22 protein-coding genes, 1 tRNA gene and 1 riboswitch are annotated in these 21,028 nt (G+C 42.9%); of the genes, 13 read left to right on the plus strand and 10 right to left on the minus strand.

What is annotated here, in order from left to right:
- Nucleotides 1-187 precede the first annotated feature (187 nt).
- The 4 genes from AC25CA_RS05355 to AC25CA_RS05370 all read left to right on the plus strand — a co-directional run bounded on the left by AC25CA_RS05355 (nt 188) and on the right by AC25CA_RS05370 (nt 4,445).
- On the plus strand, nt 188-511 hold the full coding sequence (locus AC25CA_RS05355) for a PadR family transcriptional regulator (RefSeq protein WP_486816020.1): 324 nt from the start codon (nt 188-190) through the stop codon (nt 509-511).
- Entirely contained in the window at nt 508-1,341 is an 834-nt protein-coding gene (locus AC25CA_RS05360; RefSeq protein WP_486816021.1) for a permease prefix domain 1-containing protein, read from the plus strand. Before AC25CA_RS05355 ends, AC25CA_RS05360 begins: the two co-directional genes overlap by 4 nt.
- Nucleotides 1,342-1,393: 52 nt before the next feature.
- A complete protein-coding gene (locus AC25CA_RS05365) occupies nt 1,394-2,233 on the plus strand; it encodes a permease prefix domain 1-containing protein (protein WP_486816022.1) in 840 nt (279 codons plus the stop codon).
- A gap of 178 nt (nt 2,234-2,411) precedes the next feature.
- Nucleotides 2,412-4,445, plus strand: coding sequence for a hypothetical protein (locus tag AC25CA_RS05370; RefSeq protein WP_486816023.1), 2,034 nt, complete (start codon nt 2,412-2,414; stop codon nt 4,443-4,445).
- Between the two features lie 20 nt (nt 4,446-4,465).
- On the opposite strand, the gene AC25CA_RS05375 is transcribed toward AC25CA_RS05370, so the two are convergent.
- Nucleotides 4,466-5,722, minus strand: a complete 1,257-nt coding sequence (locus tag AC25CA_RS05375) for an MDR family MFS transporter (RefSeq protein WP_486816024.1) — start codon at nt 5,720-5,722, stop codon at nt 4,466-4,468.
- Between the two features lie 367 nt (nt 5,723-6,089).
- On the opposite strand from AC25CA_RS05375, the gene AC25CA_RS05380 reads away from it, so the two are divergent.
- Entirely contained in the window at nt 6,090-8,393 is a 2,304-nt protein-coding gene (locus AC25CA_RS05380) for a Tex family protein (protein WP_486816025.1), read from the plus strand.
- Between the two features lie 36 nt (nt 8,394-8,429).
- Here AC25CA_RS05380 and AC25CA_RS05385 read toward each other — a convergent pair whose 3' ends face one another.
- Both AC25CA_RS05385 and AC25CA_RS05390 read right to left on the minus strand, forming a co-directional pair.
- Nucleotides 8,430-9,509, minus strand: a complete 1,080-nt coding sequence (locus AC25CA_RS05385) for a DUF5808 domain-containing protein (RefSeq protein ID WP_486816026.1) — start codon at nt 9,507-9,509, stop codon at nt 8,430-8,432.
- 2 nt (nt 9,510-9,511) lie between these two features.
- A complete protein-coding gene (locus AC25CA_RS05390) occupies nt 9,512-9,892 on the minus strand; it encodes a GntR family transcriptional regulator (protein WP_486816027.1) in 381 nt (126 codons plus the stop codon).
- A gap of 103 nt (nt 9,893-9,995) precedes the next feature.
- Nucleotides 9,996-10,110: riboswitch (FMN riboswitch) on the plus strand.
- Between the two features lie 86 nt (nt 10,111-10,196).
- Between AC25CA_RS05390 and AC25CA_RS05395 the strand changes: the two genes are divergently transcribed.
- Entirely contained in the window at nt 10,197-10,790 is a 594-nt protein-coding gene (locus AC25CA_RS05395; RefSeq protein ID WP_486816028.1) for an ECF transporter S component, read from the plus strand.
- A 186-nt stretch (nt 10,791-10,976) separates the two neighbouring features.
- Complete coding sequence (locus AC25CA_RS05400; RefSeq protein WP_486816029.1) at nt 10,977-11,207, plus strand: hypothetical protein; 231 nt, start codon at nt 10,977-10,979, stop codon at nt 11,205-11,207.
- 83 nt (nt 11,208-11,290) lie between these two features.
- Here AC25CA_RS05400 and AC25CA_RS05405 read toward each other — a convergent pair whose 3' ends face one another.
- From AC25CA_RS05405 to AC25CA_RS05430, 6 genes are all read right to left on the minus strand, one after another.
- Nucleotides 11,291-11,674: an SHOCT-like domain-containing protein gene (locus tag AC25CA_RS05405; protein WP_486816030.1), complete on the minus strand. Its 384-nt coding sequence runs from the start codon at nt 11,672-11,674 to the stop codon at nt 11,291-11,293.
- Nucleotides 11,671-12,048 carry a DUF2089 domain-containing protein gene (locus AC25CA_RS05410; RefSeq protein ID WP_486816031.1) on the minus strand — a complete coding sequence of 126 codons (378 nt, stop codon included), beginning with the start codon at nt 12,046-12,048 and terminating at the stop codon, nt 11,671-11,673. The genes AC25CA_RS05405 and AC25CA_RS05410 overlap by 4 nt, the downstream gene beginning before the upstream one ends.
- 9 nt (nt 12,049-12,057) lie before the next feature.
- Nucleotides 12,058-12,363: a hypothetical protein gene (locus tag AC25CA_RS05415; RefSeq protein WP_486816032.1), complete on the minus strand. Its 306-nt coding sequence runs from the start codon at nt 12,361-12,363 to the stop codon at nt 12,058-12,060.
- A gap of 191 nt (nt 12,364-12,554) precedes the next feature.
- On the minus strand, nt 12,555-13,790 hold the full coding sequence (hisS, locus tag AC25CA_RS05420) for a histidine--tRNA ligase (RefSeq protein WP_486816033.1): 1,236 nt from the start codon (nt 13,788-13,790) through the stop codon (nt 12,555-12,557).
- 320 nt (nt 13,791-14,110) lie between these two features.
- The gene (locus AC25CA_RS05425; RefSeq protein ID WP_486816034.1) at nt 14,111-14,368 is read right to left on the minus strand and encodes a hypothetical protein; all 258 of its coding nucleotides are present in this window, start codon (nt 14,366-14,368) and stop codon (nt 14,111-14,113) included.
- Between the two features lie 130 nt (nt 14,369-14,498).
- Nucleotides 14,499-14,574 (minus strand) — tRNA-Thr (locus AC25CA_RS05430).
- 162 nt (nt 14,575-14,736) lie between these two features.
- Between AC25CA_RS05430 and tsaE the strand changes: the two genes are divergently transcribed.
- From tsaE to tsaD, 5 genes are read left to right on the plus strand one after another with little or no spacing between them, the layout of a single operon-like run.
- A complete protein-coding gene (tsaE, locus tag AC25CA_RS05435; protein WP_486816035.1) occupies nt 14,737-15,222 on the plus strand; it encodes a tRNA (adenosine(37)-N6)-threonylcarbamoyltransferase complex ATPase subunit type 1 TsaE in 486 nt (161 codons plus the stop codon).
- A complete protein-coding gene (tsaB, locus tag AC25CA_RS05440) occupies nt 15,219-15,929 on the plus strand; it encodes a tRNA (adenosine(37)-N6)-threonylcarbamoyltransferase complex dimerization subunit type 1 TsaB (RefSeq protein ID WP_486816036.1) in 711 nt (236 codons plus the stop codon). Before tsaE ends, tsaB begins: the two co-directional genes overlap by 4 nt.
- Nucleotides 15,919-16,374 carry a ribosomal protein S18-alanine N-acetyltransferase gene (gene rimI / locus AC25CA_RS05445; RefSeq protein WP_486816037.1) on the plus strand — a complete coding sequence of 152 codons (456 nt, stop codon included), beginning with the start codon at nt 15,919-15,921 and terminating at the stop codon, nt 16,372-16,374. Before tsaB ends, rimI begins: the two co-directional genes overlap by 11 nt.
- Nucleotides 16,358-17,050 (plus strand): YIP1 family protein, encoded by a 693-nt coding sequence (locus tag AC25CA_RS05450; protein WP_486816038.1) that lies wholly within the window; start codon nt 16,358-16,360, stop codon nt 17,048-17,050. Before rimI ends, AC25CA_RS05450 begins: the two co-directional genes overlap by 17 nt.
- Nucleotides 17,051-17,062: 12 nt before the next feature.
- Complete coding sequence (gene tsaD, locus AC25CA_RS05455) at nt 17,063-18,085, plus strand: tRNA (adenosine(37)-N6)-threonylcarbamoyltransferase complex transferase subunit TsaD (protein WP_486816039.1); 1,023 nt, start codon at nt 17,063-17,065, stop codon at nt 18,083-18,085.
- A 197-nt stretch (nt 18,086-18,282) separates the two neighbouring features.
- Here tsaD and abc-f read toward each other — a convergent pair whose 3' ends face one another.
- Nucleotides 18,283-20,202, minus strand: a complete 1,920-nt coding sequence (gene abc-f, locus AC25CA_RS05460; protein ID WP_486816040.1) for a ribosomal protection-like ABC-F family protein — start codon at nt 20,200-20,202, stop codon at nt 18,283-18,285.
- Nucleotides 20,203-20,356: 154 nt separating this feature from the next.
- On the opposite strand from abc-f, the gene AC25CA_RS05465 reads away from it, so the two are divergent.
- Nucleotides 20,357-20,995: a redox-sensing transcriptional repressor Rex gene (locus AC25CA_RS05465; protein WP_486816041.1), complete on the plus strand. Its 639-nt coding sequence runs from the start codon at nt 20,357-20,359 to the stop codon at nt 20,993-20,995.
- The last annotated feature ends 33 nt before the right edge of the window (nt 20,996-21,028 follow it).

Here is a 21,028-nt window from a genome sequence, read left to right on the forward strand (position 1 = left end):
GTCTACAAGTTATATGGAAGCAGCCTGCGGGCTGCTTTTTTTTATAAAAAGGGATTCACTCTTTTTGCATACTGGGAAATAAGGCTAGAATGGAAAACAGGATGAGGTTGAAGAAAACTAATGAATTGACAAAGTTTGGGAATCATGGTAAATTAACAACATCGGAATCCGAGGTTAGGAGAAAAAGATGAATAAAGAATTGAGAAAAGGAATTAATCCATCGCTGATTTTAGCGCTTTTAGAGAATGAATCCTTATATGGTTATGCACTCATTGAACGATTGATGCTCAAGACGGGTGGTGCCTTGGAATGGAAGGAAGGTACCCTCTATCCACTACTTCATCAAATGGAAGCAAAGGGATGGGTTCAATCAGAATGGCAGGTGGCGGAAGGACGTCGCAGAAAAGTATATAGCATTACAAAAAATGGACGTGGAGAGCTGCAAAAACAAAAAGAAGAATGGGTGGCTTTGCAGTCAGCCATAGGCAGCGTTTTGGGGGAATCAATATGACAGAAGAAAAAAGACAAGAAGAGTTTATACGAAGAATCACCGATCAGATTCACGATCAACAACGAGCCAATCAGATTAAAGATGAAATGCGCGATCATTTGGAAACCGCGGTCGCTGATTATATGGAAATGGATCTTTCGCTAGAAGAAGCGGGAGCAAAAGCGCGCAAGCAAATGGGAGACCCGGCTGCCTTGGGCTATGCATTGGAAAAGTCGAAGAAACAAAAGATGACAAAACTCGAGGGGATAAGCTATGCACTTTTGCTATTGCAGAGTCTGGTGGCATTGCGCGTGATTCAACGTGCGAGTGTCAATTTTTCTTGGATAGAAATGGGAATTGTCTTTTTGATGGTCGGTGTGACTTTATTTTTTGTTGTGATGACAGTGGGGAAACAAAAGCAGGATTACGGGATGCCTTTGATGGTGATTCGGCCCAATAAAGGATTTTCTTCTTTGGATCAGGTGACAACGGGAATTTTGTTATTTTGTATCGGATTGATGACCATGGGGGTGATGGCGAGTTTTCTTGATGGAGAAAGCATAAGCATCCCTTTGATGAATTGGCTTTTTATGGTTTCTATCATGTTGACAACGATAAACGGACAACGCCAAGGCAAAGCCATTTATACGGAGGGGATTCAATTCAATCGGGGAAAACTTCTGTCTTGGTCGGAGTACAAGTCGTATCGAGTCTTGGTTTCGCACACGAAAAGAGGCAAGGTCTATCAGATTAAACTCTACGGAGGAAAGATAGAGCCTATTATCGGGGTGGAAATGAGCCAGTTATCTACAGTGGAAGCATTGATTTCGGAGTGCCTGACAGTCAATTAGAAGAAAATCGTGTATAGATGGCGGTTATAAGCAGCGGTTTGGGGGAAGCAATATGACAGAAGAGAAAAGACAAGAAAAATTTATTCGCCGAATTACCGATCAGATTCACGATGGGGAACGAGCAAATGAAATTGAAGATGAAATGCGCGATCATTTGGAAACGGCGGTCGCAGACTATAGGAAAATGGGTCTTTCTCAAGAGGAAGCAGGAAAAAAAGCGCGCATGCAAATGGGGGATCCGGCTGCTCTGGGTTTCGCACTGGAGCACAACGCGCCAAAGCGCTGGACGAAGTGGCATGCTTTGATTATTTTATTGATGGCCTTGCAAGGTATGATTGCAAGCCGATTTGTATTCACTTCATGGGCAAAGGGCGTATTTAATTGGTTGGATCTTCTACTTGTAGGCGCCATGATCGTCATCGCAAGTGTCATGGTCTGGAACAATTTGAAGAAGCAGACACAACAGGGCAAGCAACCCCTTATGGTGATACGAGCCAACGAAACGCTCTCGTCTCTGGATCGCGTGACCACTGGAATGTTGTTTTTTGGAATGGCTCTTGTTGTCCTAGGAACAGTGATGAGTATGTTTGGAGATGAAAGAACGACAGTTCCTGTTATGAATAGTTTGTTTTTGGCAACCAATTGGATTGTGATATGGACAGGACAGCGAGTGGGATCGGCGGTATATGCAGAAGGCATTCAATTTAATGGAGGGAAGCTTTTATCTTGGTCGGCCTACAAGTCCTATCGCGTATTGGTTTCTCATACGAAAAAGGGCAAGGTCTATCAGATTAAACTCTACGGAGGAAAGATGGAACCGATTCTTGGCGTGGAATCGAGCCAATTAAGAACGGTCGAAACCCTTGTTTCTCAATATTTGAATCATGCATAAACATCAATCAGCCTTTGGGCTGTTTTTTGTTTGAAATCAAACATCGGGTATTTTGTACTTTCTAATTGTAAGAAAATGTAAGGCTTTATCAGGGAGAAATGGTTGTTCTAAATAAGGGATTCCTTTACAATAGTAGTCAAGAGTAAGAATTTGTAAGATATTGTAAAGGAGAAATTTTATGAGAAAACGGAGATTGAGAGTATTTGGAATCGGATTGTTGATTTTATTATTGGCGACCGGATGTTCGGCACAAAAAGAAGTGCCGGCCACAACGGAAACTGGAGAGAGTACATTTTCAGCAAGTGAATCAGGAACAGATGAGTCGACAATGACAGGATCCGGCGCGGCAGAAGTGTCGGAAGAGAATGCTGCGATTGCATTGACTAAGACGGCCCTTGCAGAGACGGACTGGATCGGTATTCAAATGGAGGAAGAACGGATTGATATGCCAGTGAATGAGGCGTTTCTAGCAGCCTTAGCATTTGATACGTGGGAACCGGTTGAAGAGGAAATCGAGTCCGAGGAAGTGATGCGGTTTGCAGTCGGTAATGGCGAGATCGTGATTCTTGAAGGTGCGGCTTATCTATTGACGGATCACGGTATGGACTGGTATCGAACACCCGAAGATGTTCACTTTGAAGTAATGAATTACTTTGAAGATAACTTTGCCATGTCGGCACGTGGCATGCTATTCAATGACGAGTATATGTTTGCGGAATACTATCATGACACGATTCCCACTCTCGGAAATTTAGAAACCTTCGACGGACGCGGCCCTCTGGTTTGGGAGATGGTGAGATACGCTTGGGCTCGATTCACCTATGAAAATGATGAAGAAACGGTTCGAGCATTGTACGATGAAGATTTGGACGGTTATCTTGTAAGTCGAGAGATGGCTATTCAAGAATGTAAGAAGTACTTTGATTTTGATGAAGCAGCTACGGAGTTTTCTTCGGTAAACTTTTATTTGCCAGAGGTGGATGGTTTTGAGCTTTGGTATACAGGTCCTGATATGGAAGATCGATCTAATTTCCAAAACGGCTGGGGATATGCCTTTGGTGGAATAAAGGAAATTGGAAAAGAGCAGTACGAGATACGTTTGGTTGATTATGTGGACAGTTCGCAAACCAGAATCAACAAGACCAATGTCATGGAAATTTCTTTTGATAGAGAAGGAAATATTCGATTTGATCGGGGATATGAAGAGGTTCCATCCTATGATTTGGCCGATACAGCACCAGATTTACAAGCGATTGAAATTGTCAAGGAATATGATTATATGAATGGCGTTTTTTTGGGTGAAACGGATGATGCCTATTTCTATATTGCTGATGATGGCGAATGGGTTTCCTACTTGAAATTAGATAAGGCGTCTATGGAGATGACCACGATTTATGCACCCGATATGGCGGATGAAGAATTTTCCTACCGCGTGGAACAGCATGGAGAAGAGTTCTTCTTCTATACCAATAAAAATGTGCGCATTACGGATGCCGAATGGAATTTAACTGAAACGGTGGCATATCCAAAGGCTATTGTGGAAGGACTGGAATCTTATTGGGAGCAATATGGCGAGCCAATCTATTTTGGAGAAGCGCTGTCTGATGATCGAAGCATGTTTGCCTATGTGGATGAAGAGGGACTGAAATTGATTCAGAATGATACGAATGAAACAAGCCTTGTTGTTCCGCGGGAAGGTGATGGCGGCCTTACAGAAGCCATTTGGTGTTTGAATCCACGATTTGCCGATCATGACACAAAGATTGTGACATCTCGAACCAGGGACTGGGATTCTGGATTCACTGTTTATGATATAAAGACTGAAACAAGCAAGACGGAATCTGGTTATGTTATGCCGTCAGATTGGCTGATTGCCGGTGATCGCGGCTTCTTTATGAGTGATAAATCCAATTTGTATTTTTATGATTTTCAATCGAATGAGGTGAAAGATTTACCTCTTGAGGGATATTGTTCTGAAGTCAGTGACATAAGCTATTTGCTAGCCAATGAATCCTATGCGACTTATTTTGATACAAAGGGTGATGTGAAGACCTTGGTCTTGCTGGATCTGGCCTCTTGGTCGATCGTACAAAAGGCAACCATAGAAAATATGGATGTTGGGTTTAACTTTTTAGCGAGCAATGGTGATGTGGGTGTTTCTTACAGCTTTAGCTGGACCGATCATGGCTATGCGATTATGAGAAATGAGTAAAAAAGGAAAAACGGAAGAGATCAGGCGATCTCTTCCGTTTCTTTTTTAATTCTTGATGATTTGTGTTCTGCTTGATCTAAGAACTGCATGGCGATGGTTGAGACAATAGCGATAAAGGCTACGATCTTCCATGTGCCTGAAATGGCGTATCGAGGAATTAAATTCCCGACGATCAAAGGACCAAAGGTGAAGCCGAGTCCCATGACAATGGGTAGTACGGCATTCATTCGTCCGCGATGGGAAGCGGGGGTGTGATTGGCTAGAAAGGGCATAAAACTAATGGTGACAATAATCTCGCCCAAGGTAATAATAAAGCAGGCTAGAATAAAGGCTGTCCTGCTTTCTACGAAGCCAAGCATGCCAAAGCCGATGACATAGCCGATGCCTCCGATCACGATTTTCTTGATTTCTCGCAAGTTTTCAAAGCCTTTGGTTATCAAAGGTGTGAAGAGAATCACAGTGAATCCGTTAAGGGCGGCGAGTTTGCCATAGAGTGCGGCACCCTCTCCTGGATTCATGGCTTCTACATGCATAGGCAATAAGAAGCCCCATTGGGAGTAGACAAAATTATAGCCAAGGGCGAAGAGTGCAAACCAGATCAGAAGAGGACGACGGAATAAAACGGCAAGTATGCTGCCTTCTTCGCTTGCTTCAGGTTCCAGTTCAACTTGTTTGATCTCTTCATTTTGGCTAGGGATGGTTTCTTTTATAAAGAAGAAGACCAAAGCTAATGAAGCAAGCCCAGTGATTGCATCGCCTAAAAAGAACCATTTTAAATGATTTTCAAAAAGCATCCCACCAATAATGGGTCCAATGGCGAAGCCCAAATTAAAGCCTAAATAGGATAAAGAATAAGCGCCAGCCCGATTTTCTACGGTGGTCAAATCAGCAATCATGGAAGAATGAGCGGGATCAGCCATCATAAAGAAGACGCCAGCTCCCATCATCATATAGACCATGGGCATGGATGGTTCCACAAAGGCGCAGGCACCAAAGAGTAAAACTGCTGTTCCTTCACAGAAAAGGAGTACTGGTTTTCTTCCAATTGTATCAGTCAATTTTCCACCAATGAGACTGGCAGGCATGGAGAGAACGCCGGATACGGCGATCCAGAATCCAGCTTCGGGTGTGGAAAGTCCAATTTTCTTTGTTAAGATCAGTGTCATCATCGGCCAAACAAAGGCGCCTATTGCATTAACGACTCGTGCGAGGAAGATGATATAGACCTCCCGGGGAAGACCTTGATAGGGGCTAAGTAAGTTTGAGATTTTTTTCATGTGTGTTGCCCTCCTTATAAAAATACGCCGTGGAAATCCACGGCGTATCAAATCTATCAATAAGAAATAAAAAAACGCAGACTGAAGATGTCTGCGGGACGAAGTTTATATAAGCTGAAATAAGCCTGAAAAGGCTATCAATAAAGAGTCATCGATGAGGCATGCAGACAAGAAACTATGAAAATGTGATGAATGTTTTTTATGCTGCTCCCTAGCATCGCGCATCGCTCCTTTTTTGTAAATCTTCTCTTATACTATGTGAAGATCCATTTATTGTCAAGATTGGTAAGGAACAATCCGATATTTTTGTTTTATCGGGTGATATGGTAAAATAAGCGTGACTTTCAAAGGATAAGGAGTGATTGAAATGGATATCAATCAACAGATCAGCAAGGAACTTTCGCTTAAGCCCAATCAGGTGAAGACTGCGATCGAATTATTAGACAGTGGTAATACGGTGCCCTTTATCGCCAGGTATCGAAAAGAAATGACCGATGAAATGACCGATGTGCAACTGCGCGATTTACAAGAGCGCTTGACCTATCTTAGAAACCTTGCACAGCGGAAAGATGACGTCATTCGTCTGATTGAAGAACAAGGAAAGTTAACAAAAGAATTAAAGACAAGCATTGAGCAGGCAGATACGCTTCAGCGTGTTGAAGACTTGTATCGCCCTTATAAGCAGAAGAAACAGACCCGCGCAACCAAGGCGAAGGCAAAGGGACTTGAGCCTTTAGCAGAACGTTTGATGGCTCAGCTTGAGACCGAGGGGAATCCAAAAGAGTGGGCAAAAGCTTATCTCAATGAAGAACTGGAAGTCTTGAGTGTCGAGGATGCCATTAAGGGCGCCATGGATATTTTGGCGGAGCAAGTTGCGGACGATCCCGATATGCGAAAAGAGATTCGGGTCATGACTTGGAAGGAAGGCGCGATCACATCGAAAGCGACTGATCCAGACGAAGTGACTGTGTTTGAGACCTATTATGATTTTAAGGAAAATCTGAATACCATGGCTAACCACCGTGTCCTCGCCATTAATCGCGGGGAGAAGGAGAAGAAGCTTAAGGTGAAGCTATTATCTCCCGATGAGAAGATTCTTTCCTGGATGAAAGGGCGAATCATCACGAACCCACGATTCGTTGGCATGGAGATTCTTTTATCAATGTTGCAAGATGCATACAAGCGATTGTTGCAGCCTGCGATAGAGCGGGATTTGAGAAAAACCCTGACCGAACGGGCGGATGAAAGTGCGATTGAGGTCTTTTCAAAAAATGCAAAATCACTCTTCTTGATTGCTCCGATTCGTGATGCAGTCGTCATGGGATTTGACCCGGCATATCGCACAGGGTGTAAAATCGCCATCGTTGACGACACCGGAAAGCTCTTGGAATTTACCACGGTTTATCCAACTATGCCCCTGAACAAAGTGGAAGAAACGAAGAAAACATTGAAAAAAATGATCCGAACCCACGGTGTCAATTTGATTGCCATTGGCAATGGTACGGGCAGTCGTGAGTCTGAATCGATTGTTGCTGAGATGATTGGCGAGATGGAAGAAACCGTGTATTACACCATTGTAAACGAAGCAGGTGCTTCTGTGTATTCAGCGTCGAAGTTGGCGCATGATGAATACCCGGATATCAATGTATCGATTCGTGGCGCTATTTCTATTGCTAGACGATTGCAGGATCCCTTGGCTGAATTAGTAAAAATCGATCCAAAGTCGGTTGGTGTTGGCCAGTATCAGCACGATGTCAATCAAAAGAGACTGGGAGAAAGCCTAAACGCCGTAGTTGAGGATTGTGTCAACCATGTTGGCGTGGATCTAAATACTGCTTCCGCTTCGCTTTTATCCTATGTTTCTGGTATTAATGGAACGATTGCCAAGAATATGATTACCTATAGAGAGACCAATGGCAAATTTATGAGTCGAAAAGCGATTTTAAAGGTTCCCCGTTTGGGACCCAAGGTTTTTGAACAATGTGCGGGTTTCTTGCGTGTGATTGAATCGAAGAACCCCTTGGATCAAACCGCTGTCCATCCGGAAAGCTACCAAGCTGTAGAACGTCTCTTGGCCCTTTTGGGTTATACCCAGGAGGATGTGCGCAACCATCGCTTGGAGGATATGAATCAACGGATTGATCGGCTGGTTCCGAAAGAAAAAAGAGAATCTTCCATGCAGGCAAAGGGTGGCCAACGACTTCATGGCTTGGACGCCTTAAAGCAGATTTCTTTTGAGGATCCAAAAAAATCCAAGCGTAAAGATCAAGCACAACATCATAAGAAGAGCATGCGATTTTTGTCCGAGCAATTGGAGATTGGAATTCCGACCCTTGTAGATATGATGGAAGAGTTGAAGAAACCGGGGAGAGATCCTAGAGAAGATATGCCAAAGCCAATCTTTCGATCTGATGTGTTAAAAATGGAAGATTTGCAAGTGGGAATGGAAGTGCCGGGAACGGTGAGAAATATCATCGACTTTGGTGCCTTTGTGGACATTGGAGTGAAGCAGGACGGATTGGTGCATATCTCAGAATTGAGCGATAAGTATGTACGTGACGCCATGACAGTGGTTTCCATAGGTGATACAGTTCGTGTAAAGATTATTGCTGTGGATCAAAAACGAGGAAGAATCTCTTTGAGTATGAAGGGGATCAAACAACCGAAATAGATGAATGAGGTGCAGAAGATTTCTGCACCTCATTTTTTAGAATAGAAGAAACGAAAGAAGGAGAATGACAAGTCCAATATAGATCAGCTTGCCAACTGGATGACCGGCATTGACGGTGTAACCGCCGCTGAATCGTTTTGGCACCCAAAGGGTTGGGTCGTTGGGGTTGTAATAAAAGAGGCCGCCCTTCCAATACTGATCCTCGTCCGGGGAGACTAAGTTCTTGTTTACTGGTTCCTCTGCCATGATAGTCAAGCGTTGTCCGTGATCGCCAGTGGTTGCATAGTAGATGGCGATACCGCCGAAGGCAATAATGAAGGTTGCTATTGAGGAAGCCGGATACAGCCATTGTGGCAGGGCCCAGATTGCACCTAGTTGAACCACAGCCAATAGAATAGCAACCAGGTTGGCTAGGAGAACCATATATAGGCTCATGCGGTCACGGGCGATTTGATAGCGGATTACAGCGGTCTTGGGCCGTGCAGGATCAATCAAGCGTTTGGCTTGATAATGCTTGTTGGAAAAAAAATAAAAGATAGCGACTAGGATCAGTATCAACCCTGCGTTTTGGTGAACCGCGAAAGGTGTCTTCTCTACAAAATCGTTGGGTTGCCCCATCAGGTCCCAATGAACAGGAAGTGGATTGGGCAGGGCGTCGTAATTCAGAATTAAAAGGATCCAGGTTGCCGCTGCAATAGCCATGGCCAGCCAAAATCCCAGATGGATATTTCTGGGAAGGGTTGGGCGGGGCGCGAGATCGGCGGTCCGCACTATTTTAATCTCGGGATCAGTGGGAAGACCGAGTTTCATTTGTTTTAGGCGGCGATGGAAATAGATTTGGAGTCCCCAGAGGAGCAAGATCCAATAAATAATGCCAAATCCTTCGGGTGTGGGTTTCACAAGTACAGAAACAATGGGAATCAGTATAAATCCAAAGAGATAAGCCCTGCGAAAGTCCTTGATTGCTTTTTTCAAGACGGCTTGGACTTGAGCATTCAATTGTTGTTTCTCTGAAAATTGAACCCCAAACCAGTGCTTGCCGGCTTGTTTTTTTCCGCGTTGAAAATCAGGTAAAAAGTAACCTACAATCAGTAGAATCATCCATAGAATCCACATAGTTATGCCTCCTCCGTAAAGTCCTGCGTAATGGATTGTACCAGGGACTGTGTTTCTTTCAAGGAGAGACCCTTGACGTGAGCTTTTGCCAATAGGATGGTCAGGGACTCCTGCAAGTCCTTGTGGTCTTTTTCATCCATAGCAAAGTTTATGGCAATAAAAGCCCCCTTTTTCTTATTGATAACAACAAATCCGTCTTGTGCCAATAGGCGATAAGCCTTATTGACGGTATGGAGATTGACACCCAACTCTCCACCTAGCTGGCGGACCGATGGCAGAGAAGCGCCCGGTGCCAGAGATTTTCTTGCGATTCCCAGAAGAATGGATTCATAGATCTGCGTATAAAGAGGTTTTTCACTATTGACATCGATTTGTAAAATCATATTTTCTCCTTGTCATGCTTGTTATATAAATATTATAACAAGCAAAAAAACTTGTCAAGGCTTGACGAAACACTGAGTTCACCGTATAATGATGTCATAAAAGAATATTCTTCAGGGCAGGGTGAAATTCCCGACCGGCGGTGATAGTCCGCGAGCCGAAAGGCTGACTTGGTGTAATTCCAAGACCGACAGTACAGTCTGGATGAGAGAAGAAGAGCGTTTGCTCGAAACTTATCAGGCCCTATTTGGCTTGATTTTTTTATTTTTCCTGAGAATGTTCTTCCACTAAAGGAGGAAGAATATAATGACTACATCAATGAAAACGAAATGGATTGTGAAGGTGGGTATGCTGTCCGCAGTTGCCTTTTTACTGCAGCTTTTGGAGCTTCCGCTTGGCATTTTTCCGGCATTCTTGCAGATTGACTTTTCGGACGTACCCGCGCTTTTGGCAGGCTTTTCTTTGGGACCTGCGGCAGGGGTTGTTGTCGAGTTGATTAAAAATTTATTGCATCTGGTCCTGAAAAACAGCGGTACCGGTGGAGTCGGCGAATTGGCTAACTTCTTGATTGGATCTGCGATGGTTATACCTGCAGCCATGATATACAAGCGTAAGCATAGTCGTCGCACGGCAATATACGGCTTGATTGCGGGCACGCTTGTGATGGCCCTCGTTGGAGTCTTGGCAAATCTCTATCTCTTAATTCCGTTTTATGCGAACGCATTCGGTATGCCAGTTGAAGCGATAGTCTCCATGGGAACTGTTGTCAATTCAGCGATCACCGACCTAACAACCTTGGTATTGTATAGTATTGTTCCATTTAACTTGTTGAAGGGCTTGTTGATTTCTATTGTGACTGTATTGATTTACAAGCGCTTGTCGCCAGTGTTGCATAAGTAAAATCAAAAGAAAAACGTCTTAGGGAGTAAATTCTTTTCTAAGGCGTTTTTTGAATTAAGTATCTACTACTGGAATAAAACGCTGTCTAAGGCGTTTTTTGAATTAAGTATTTACTACTGGAATAAAACGCTGTCTAAGGCGTTTTTTTCTTTCGTTAGGGTATATGTGGAGAAAGGAGGGATTCAAATGCGAAAACAATCTATATTATGGTGGTTATCAACGTGTTCTTTTGTTTTGGCAATGGCAGCGGGTGGATATACCTTGATTCGATTTTTTTACAATCGAATGACCTTGCCTGAAGGAGTCTGTCCGGTGTCTCCCATCGATGGATGGTTTAAAATAACCATTGGTATTGCACTTTTTTCTTTTGTTGTGAATGTGGTTCATGATCGTCAGTTGAAAAAACAGGAAGAGTAATAGGGGAGATCCAAAGAATGAGAAGGTGAGGGGCTCGGTAGAAAAATAAAAGGGAATCGAAGTTCGATTCCCTTTTTGTGCGTCTATTCAACAATAATCTCGACTTTTTCTCCATCTTTTGTGTCAACTTCGACAATCTTTCCTTCAGCGCCTTGCTCGATCATTTCTAAAACTTCGTCAAAATCGATATTATCAAGCGCTTTTAAATCCTCATCATCGGCATATTTGCTGGCCAACTTAAGGCCGACTTTTACTAAACCTAAAGGGATGTTGATATTGACCTTGTCCCCTTCGTTACCATCTTGTACACGAACACGCAGGAACTTTTTCTCTGTTGACGGTTTTTTGATGGATTCTTCTCTTCCTTCTTCGAGAGCTGCAAGTAATTCGAGTGCCTGATCTTGGGTGATCTTGCCGGATGTAAGCATCTCTAGAATTTGTTTTTTTTCTTCTGAATTTACACTCATGATTTATCCTCCTCACCACTGAGTAATTTTAGCGCTTCTTCGGTTGAAATATCACCGGCATCTAATTTTTTTAAAATGGATTTTCGATCTACTGATTTCTGTGGACCGGTTTGATATCCAAGCGCTTTGATAATTGAGTCGAGACGATTTCGAACAGTGGGGTAGGAGATGCTCAACTCTTTTTCAATCTCTTTAATATTACCCCTGTTTTTCACAAAGACCTCTAAAAAATAGAGTTGTTCTTTGTTTAGTTTCATAAATTTGTTTAATTGAAAATTACCTTCCAAGGCTGTTCCGCAATTTGTGCACTGCAATCGAGTGACTTTCAATTCGTGGGAACAGATTGGACAACTACCGATTACTTCGTTTTTCATCTTGTCCTCCTATAAAATACGGATGGAGACCTTTGTCCCATCACGATCTTCTATGTCAACGAGTTCGTAGGGAATTCCAATATCAAGTGATTTTATCAGGATTCGTAAATCGCTTGAATTGATTTTTTCAAGGAGTTCGACCCATTCTTCATCCTTGTCTTCCTTTTTTCCTTGTTTTTTTGCAATCCAAATTCCAAATCGTGCCCATGATGCAAGCCACCGAAGGGGGATTGCCGGGATACGTATGGAGGGACCGTCTGTCGGTAAGACGACGATTTTAATTTTTCCTTTGCTTTTTATGGATTCAGATGCCATATCAACACCTCCTACATCTATAGTATAGGATGATAATTCAAATATGTCAATAAAAATATCAATAATATTAATTAATAAATTGATTATATTGATATTTTGTTCTTTTAGCCAAGGTTTAAAGGGGTGATGATGAGTGAAAATCAATATTATTAAGTTGATCATTGATTTAATTAAAAGAAAAACCGCGAAGCTTAAAGCTCCGCGATTTCATTATCTCTACCAAACACCATAAAATGGGTATATCCCAGAGATTTTAATTGATTCAATTGTTTGCCTAGTTTTTTCTTACCCAAAATGCAGGAAACTGTGGCGTCGACACGAAGTTTATCAGCGGCAGGCAAAATTTCTGTCCAATCCGCATCTTTCATATAGACAAGGGCAATCCGTTTTTCCGCCGTTTCTTTTTGCAGATTCTCTTCCATCAAGATTCCAATAATTCGTTCGAATCCAATTGAAAAGCCAACAGCAGGAACGCTGGTTTTTGAAAATCGTCCAATCATTTCATCGTAGCGGCCACCGCCGGCAATGGAATAGCCGTAAGGTCCATAGCTTGCTTCAAAGATCAGACCGGTATAGTAGCCCATCCCGCGAACCAAGGTTGGATCAAATTCGATGATATAAGCATCTTTGCTGGTTGCTTTTACAGTTTTAACAACTCGAGTTAGAGCGGTTTTCACTTCTTCCTCGAGGGAAAGGGCAGCGAGTGTTTCCAGATTCATGGATTCAATGGATGTCAAGAAGGCTTCTACCGATTCAGGTGCGTATTCTTTTTTCAACATTTCTTCTTTTACGCCGTCGAAACCGACTTTGTCCAGTTTGTCTAGTGTAATGCAGACACCGCCGATTTGCGTTTCATCGAATCCAGCCGCAAGGATCATGGCGCTCAAGATTCGTCGATCGTTGATTCGGATGGTGAAATTTTCAAATCCAATGGCGGATAATGCTTTTGCAGTTGTAGTGATCAATTCGATCTCTGCATTTTCAGTTGGATCGCCAAGAATGTCGATATCACATTGCTTAAAGGAACGGAAGCGACCTTTTTGAGGGCGCTCTGCGCGGAATACATTGTCAACCTGAATAGCTTTAAATGGCATTTCCAATTCGTTTGAATGGTTGGAATAGAAGCGACTTAAAGGCAGAGTCAAGTCATATCGCAGACCCATGTCACAAACGTCATTTTCTTTAAGATTATCAGCGGCTAGATTTAATTTTGCTCCCCGCTTCAAGATCTTATAGATCATCTTCAGATTTTCACCGCCTTCGCTTCCTAAAAGAAGCGATAGAGATTCGATGGCCGGTGTCTCTATTCGATGGAAGCCATGAGACCGATACATCTCCAAAATCTTACCCTCCACCTCATCGCGTAATCGCATTTCAGATGGAAGAATATCACGAGTTCCCCTTACAGGGTTAGAACTAAATTTCATTTCATTCCTCCTAAGTAAAATTCTTTCCTAACTATACCATAAATGAAGGGGACTGCCAAACAAGATGATGAGGGTAAGGAATCAATCGTATGAGGAAAAATCTATGGAGTCGGTTCTTCCAATAAAAAAACGCCATAATCAGCGTTTTGTTCCAGTTGTATATAAATGAAAAAACGCCATAATCGGCGTTATGTTCCAGGTCCGCTTTTTGTTCAAGTACATTACAATGAAAAAAAGCGATAAGGTTAAGAGGAAATAACGCTTTAGTCAGCGTTTTGATCGAGTAGCATATAAGTAATTAAAAAAACGCCCGTAGGCGTTTAGGTTCCAATAACAATATGATCCAAAATATAATCATCAAAATAAAGGCGTACACGGCTTCCTCTATTTGCTTTTCGATAAAGTCGATAATCAACACCAAACTCTTCCGTAGCACCATTTGGATGTTGGATCTCTATGAAGTAAAGTTCAGTGGACTCATGTTTGCCTGAATGGCTAGTAATGCTTGTGTTTGCATGTTTTGAAAGGACGGTGGCTAGTTTTGCTTCCGTTTTTTTCTTTTTTAGAAATGAAAACATAGATCTCCTCCAAAGTTTTTTTTCATTATATAATGATTTAAACAAAATGGAAAGATGAAAACGGTTGTTTATCAGAAAATTTACAAATTGTTACGACGATGTGCATAAAAAAACCCGCTCTAAGCGGGTTTGGAGCTAATGGGGAGAATCGAACTCCCGACCTATTGATTACGAATCAATTGCGCTACCATCTGTGCCACATCAGCATAATGTTTCGACTCATTTATTATAGTACGATTGGAAGGCATTGACAAGAGCTAGGTGAAAAATATCTAAAGGGGTATGAATTATTTGTAAAAGATTGGAGTTTGCAAAGCGAGGGTGATATCATTATAATGAATAGGAATCTGTAGAATGAAGGAGAATTCATGAAGAAATGGATCTTGTCCAATCTGCAAGAAACAGCGGATTTAGGACAGTTTATTGGAGAACAAATCAAGTATCGATTTTTACTTTGCCTTGATGGTGATTTAGGTGCTGGAAAGACAACTTTTTCAAAATCATTGGCAAAAGGGTTTGGGGTTGAGGACATGGTTACGAGCCCGACATTTACGCTCTTACAAGAATATCAGGGGCGAATGCCCTTTTATCATTTTGATGTCTATCGCTTGGGTGACGAAGAGGCTTTCTTGGCTCAAGGTTTTGATGAGTATTGGGATGAAGAGGCTTTGGTGGTGATGGAATGGGCAGAGATGATTCTTGAAATTTTACCAAAGGAACGTATGGAAATTCGATTCTTTCAGACGGCAAATGAAGAAGAACGGCTGGTTGAGGTGGAAGCCTATGGACTAGTCGCAGAGACTTTGCTTCAAAGAATTTGCGAGTTTTTTGCTGCAAAGGAGGTAGACGGATGAAACTATTGGCAGTTGACACATCATCGAAAACAGCAAGTGTAGCATTGGTATCGGAAGAAAAGCTCTTGGGGGAATTTACGGTACAGACAAAATTCACCCATTCACAGAGTTTAATGCCTATGGTTGATCAGATGTTGAAGCAGGCCGGGGTATCGATTACAGAGATTGACGGGTTTGCTGCTTCTATGGGACCGGGATCCTATACGGGGCTTCGGATTGGCATTGCCGCGGTCAAGGCTTTTGGATTTGCTTTGAACAAGCCTGTATATGGGGTTGAAACTCTTATGGCCATGACCGATCAGGCAAAAGATAAGATGGGAATTATTCTGGCCTTGATTGATGCGAGACGTGATCGGGTGTATGTTGCAGGCATTCAGAGAGATGCCCAAGGTGAGCGTGTGGTTTTGCCGCAGCAAGCGATGGCGATCGAGGATTTGATTAGATGGATTGATGAACAGACGGATCCTGTTTATTTGTTGGGCGAGGGGACTATGCGGTATTATGAAGAGCTGAATACGGCTCAGCCTGTACCCAATTTCCTTTCGAAACGATATATGACACCAACGGCAAGAACCATTGCTTGGCTAGCATTGGATCGATTGATGGCTGGCGAAGTAGCCGATCCTGACAGACTAATACCCTGCTATTTGGCAAAAACACAAGCGGAAAGGGAATTGGAAGAAAGGCGGAAAAAGGATGAAAATTAGAGAAATGCAGCAAGGGGACATCCCAGCAGTTGTTGAAATTGAAAACCAGAATTTTCGCGAGCCTTGGACGCAGGCGATCTTCAAAGAAGAGATGGCTCAGGGGACCAGAACCTATTACATTGCAGAGCTTGAGGATCAAGTGATTGGATATATGGGTCTGATTTGGATCTTGGATGAAGGTCATATCACCAATGTCGCTATCGATGCGAAACACCAAGGCAAAGGGTATGGACGGACGCTAATGACCCATGTTGCGAACATTGCATTCGGACGGGGCTTGGTCTCTATGACTCTTGAAGTTCGGGCGTCCAATGCCCGAGCTATTCACGTTTATGAGAGCCTAGGATTTATTAATGAAGGAACGCGACCCAAGTATTACGAAGGGCGCGAAGATGCTTACATCATGTGGCTTTACAAGGGGGACTGGGATGAAAGAACGGTTTGAAGCCAATATCCAAAGAATGAAATGGTTGATGTGGGATCCAGATCAGCTGTTCTTGCAAATAAAAGCAAAGTCAAATTGGTTGTTTCCATTATTGGTGGTTATGATTGGTCTTCCCCTGATTGGTATGATTTTCCCCCATGCTGCAACGGGATTTGCTACTTTGGGAGAGTATATTGAATTTTATCAAAAGACCGCTGTGGAAACGGGCGTTGATCCTGCTGAGGCTTCGTTGACGGCTCGCTATTATACGGATATTGTGATGCAAGGCTTTGGTATTCTGATGATCTGGTTATTTAAATCATGGATGTGTGGCGGTCTGGCTAATGCAATGGACGGGGAAGGCGAATTGAAACAAGCCTTTTCTATTGTAGCGTGGGCATATCTGCCTGTTGCCTTTTCAAAGATGATTACCTTGTTGACTGCGGGATTGTTTGGAACGGGTTTGACTTTCCATTTGGCATCGTTTTTACCTGCAAGCATGCAGGTAAGTTTTCTGTTTTTGCTGCTTCGGGAAGTGAATCTTTTTGTAATTTGGTATCAGGTCTTGGTGATTCGCGGGCTACGTGTCGTCTATGGCGTTGAAAAAAAATTCGCAATTTTCATCGGCTTAGTGACTTGGATCGCCTATATCGGCATGAGTGTTGGATTTACCATTCTCTCATGGTATCAGTTTTAAGGAGGACAGAGAATGGAAGTCATACGTACACTTGCAATTGAAACATCCTGCGACGAAACTAGTGTTGCAGTTTTAGAAAATGGCCGGCGGGTTTTATCCAATGTTATTTATACGCAGATTCCGATTCATCAAGCATTTGGAGGTGTGGTGCCAGAGGTGGCAAGCCGCATGCATGTTGAGAAGATCAATGGGGTGATAAGGCAAGCCCTAGAAGAAGCTGAAGTTGCTTTAGAAGAATGCGACCATCTTGCTGTGACCTATGGTCCAGGTTTGGTGGGTGCCCTCTTGGTGGGTTTGACCAGTGCAAAGGCAATCAGTTATGCCTTAAACAAACCCCTTGTTGGAGTGAATCATATTGAAGGGCATATCTATGCAAATTTTATTGCTCATCCAGAATTAAAACCACCCTTCATTTGTTTGGTGGTGTCTGGGGGCCATACTCATCTTGTAGAAATGAAGGACTATGGAGCGTATCGAATTTTAGGGCAAACTAGAGATGATGCGGCCGGGGAAGCCTTTGACAAGGTTGCCCGAGCTATAGGTCTCGGTTATCCGGGAGGACCAAAGGTTGATCGTTTATCAGAAGAGGGGAATCCCGAGGCCATTAATTTTCCAAGGATCTTCTTGGAGTCAGATTCTTATGATTTTTCCTTTAGTGGATTGAAATCATCGGTATTGAATTATCTTCATCGCCATCGCCAAAAGGGAGAAGCGGTGAATGAGGCGGACGTAGCAGCGAGTTTTCAGGCTGCTGTGATCGAAGTCTTGGTGGAAAAAGCCTTTCGGGCAGCCAGTGAGTTTGGTTATAAAACCATTGCTATGGCGGGTGGTGTTTCAGCCAATCGCCATTTAAGAAGGGCCTTTCAGTCCCGGGCTGAAAAAGATGGACTGGACTTTTATTTTCCTCCAATCGAATTATGTACAGATAATGCAGCCATGATTGGTTGCGCAGGCTATTACCAGTTTCTGGCGGGGAAACGAGATGAGTTGGATTTAAATGCGATTCCGTCCCTAAAACTAGCCAATCTTGAGTAAAATTGCATAATTCTTACAGAACTGTGGGAAACTTCAGGAAAATCGGGGATAACTCTGTGGATAGAGTGGATAAGTTTTAGAATTCTCTGAATATTCCCGATTTTCGTCAATCGGACTTGTGGATAAATAAAAAAGGCATGCAATCGCATGCCTTTTTTTTGACTTGTTTCCTAAATATTGGAGAAATATGAGGAAAGTTACTCTTCTTCCAGAATTTCAACGAGTTCGGTCCAGGATTCTAGGGCCTCATTGAGGGAGACTTCAGTTTCTTCCAAAGCCTGATGAATCAGGCGACTACGCTCAGGATCTGTATAGACTTCCTCCAAGCAAAGTTGTGCATGATAGTTCTCAATTGCGGATTCTTTTTCTGTGATTGTATTTTCCAGTGCTTGCAAATTTTTCCTTCGTTGACGCTTTTTCTTTTCTTCGTCTTTGATTCGCTTTCGTTCAGCCTTCAAGGCGGTCTTATTCGTTGGAGCTGGATCTACTAAGGCGTCAATGACTTCATTTTTCTTTTCTAGGTAGTAATCGTAATTACCCATATAAGACTCGATTCCCGTTTCGGTTAATTCAAAAATTCGTGTAGCAACACGATTCAGAAAATAACGGTCGTGGGAAATAACGAAGAGAGTGCCGTCGTAATGCATCAAGGCATTTTCAAGGGCCTCTTTTGATTCGAGGTCCAAGTGATTGGTTGGCTCGTCCATCAAAAGGAAATTGGCTTCAGAAAGCATAAGCTTTAAAAGAGCCAGACGTGCTTTTTCTCCACCGCTTAGAGCGTCGATATCCTTGAATAAATCGTCTCCGAAAAATAAAAAACGTGCCAAAAGAGACCGAATTCGATAATGGTCGAAGGTTGGATTTTCATCCCAAATTTCATCGACGATGGTTTTGTTGGGATTCAAATTTGTGTGCTCTTGATCAAAATGTGCCGCGTGAACGTGATGACCGATATTGACTTCGCCGGCGGTAGGCAAAATTTCTCCTAGCAATACGCGAAATAGGGTTGTTTTCCCTACACCATTGGGGCCGATCAGGCCGATCCGTTCTTCGCGATAAATGGAAAGAGCAAGGTCTTGAAAAATCGATTGTTCTCCATAGGATTTACTTAAGCCTGATATCTGCAAGACTTCGTTGCCACTTTTAATGCTGGGGGAGAAGCGAAGCTTCATATTGTCTTGCTCTCCGGAAGGGGTATCCATTTTTTTCATCCGCTCCAACATCTTTTGCCGGCTCTTGGCTTGCCGAATCGATCGGGCGCTCTTGCGATCCATAAAGTCGCGGATCATCGATTCCTGACGCTTAATTTCCTTTTGCTGAATCATGTATCGCTTTTCCAGTTCGGCATATAGCTTCTGCCGATGGACGATAAAATCGGAATAATTGCCAGGAAAGGAATCCAGCTGTTGATGGTGGAGATGAAGAATGCGGTGTACAGTCGCATCCAGAAAATATCGATCATGAGAGATGACAAGGACCGCTCCCGGATAGTCGCGGATATATTTTTCTAACCATTCGATGGCTGCAAGATCCAAGTGGTTGGTGGGTTCATCCATGAGAAGAAGGTCTGCCTTTTCTAGGAGAAGTTTGGCTAGGATGACTCTGGATTTTTGACCGCCACTTAATTGATTAACGGGTTTAGAAAATTCTTCTTCAGTGAAACCGAGTCCCCGAAGTGCGCCACGCAACTCTGATTCGCAGGCGTATCCATTTGCCTTGGTATAGGTATCCTGCAAATGGGCATAGCGTTCCATCAAACGGGGAAGGCGATCAGGGTGCTCGGCCTGAGCAGCAATTTCATGCTCCAGTTGACGCATCTCTTCTTCCATCCGGAAGATCGGGGCGAAGACCTCTTTGACTTCGTCGTAGACCGAATTTTCGCTAGTAATATGTGTATTTTGTTTCAGATAGCCAACTCGAATGGTTTTGGGAATCATAACAGAGCCAGAATCTGCCGAAATTTGATCGGTCAGAATGCGGAAGAGGGTTGTTTTACCCGTACCGTTAGACCCGACGAGCCCTACTTTCTCTCGATGATTGATAGAAAATGAGAGATTTTCGAAGATGGTTTCTCCAACAAAGGATATGCTCAATTGTGAGATGTTTAGTACTTTCATTTAATCGCTCCTTTAGTTCCGTATCTATTGTATGAGTGCTACCTGTTAATGTCAATGAAATAACGGTTTAGGGCTAGCGATATCGTTTGCAAATTAACAATAACTTCTTTATAATAAGAATAGGATTGTGGAGATCTCAATAGGGAGTGATAAAATGCAGCGTAGCAGTAATATTTCGATGGCGGTCATTCGTCGACTGCCAAAATATTTTCGATACTTGAATGATTTATCAGAAAAAGGTGTGAATCGGATTTCATCCAAAGAGCTAAGCCAGATTACAGGGTTTACGGCTTCTCAAATTCGACAGGATTTGAATAATTTTGGTGGATTTGGCCAACAGGGTTACGGTTATAATGTAACCGGATTGCGGGATGCCATTGCATCAATTATCGGATTGGATCGAAAATATCGGGTTGTAATCGCAGGGGCAGGTAACATGGGTTCAGCGATTGCCAATTATACTGGCTTTCATTCTTCAGGGTTCGAGGTATTAGCTTTATTTGATACCCAAGAAGATTTGATCGGCCGCGAAGTTAGCGGCAAACCGATCCGTGATATCCGAGAGTTGGGCACCTATATCGATGATCATCGTGTTGAAATTATTGTGATTGTTACACCAAAGCATGCAGCACAAGGGATTGCAGATATTGCTGTTTCTCGTGGTGTAAAAGGGATTTGGAACTATGCACCGGTTGATATTCGGGTACCGGAGGATGTAGTTGTTGAAAACGTACATTTAAATGAAAGCTTGTTTACCTTGTCATATTTGATGAAAGAAAAGGTAGAAGATTAAGAACTGGGTTTCCAGTTCTTTTTTTCACGTCAA

Source organism: Gottschalkiaceae bacterium SANA (assembly GCA_036323355.1).
Lineage (GTDB): Bacteria > Bacillota > Clostridia > Tissierellales > GPF-1 > GPF-1.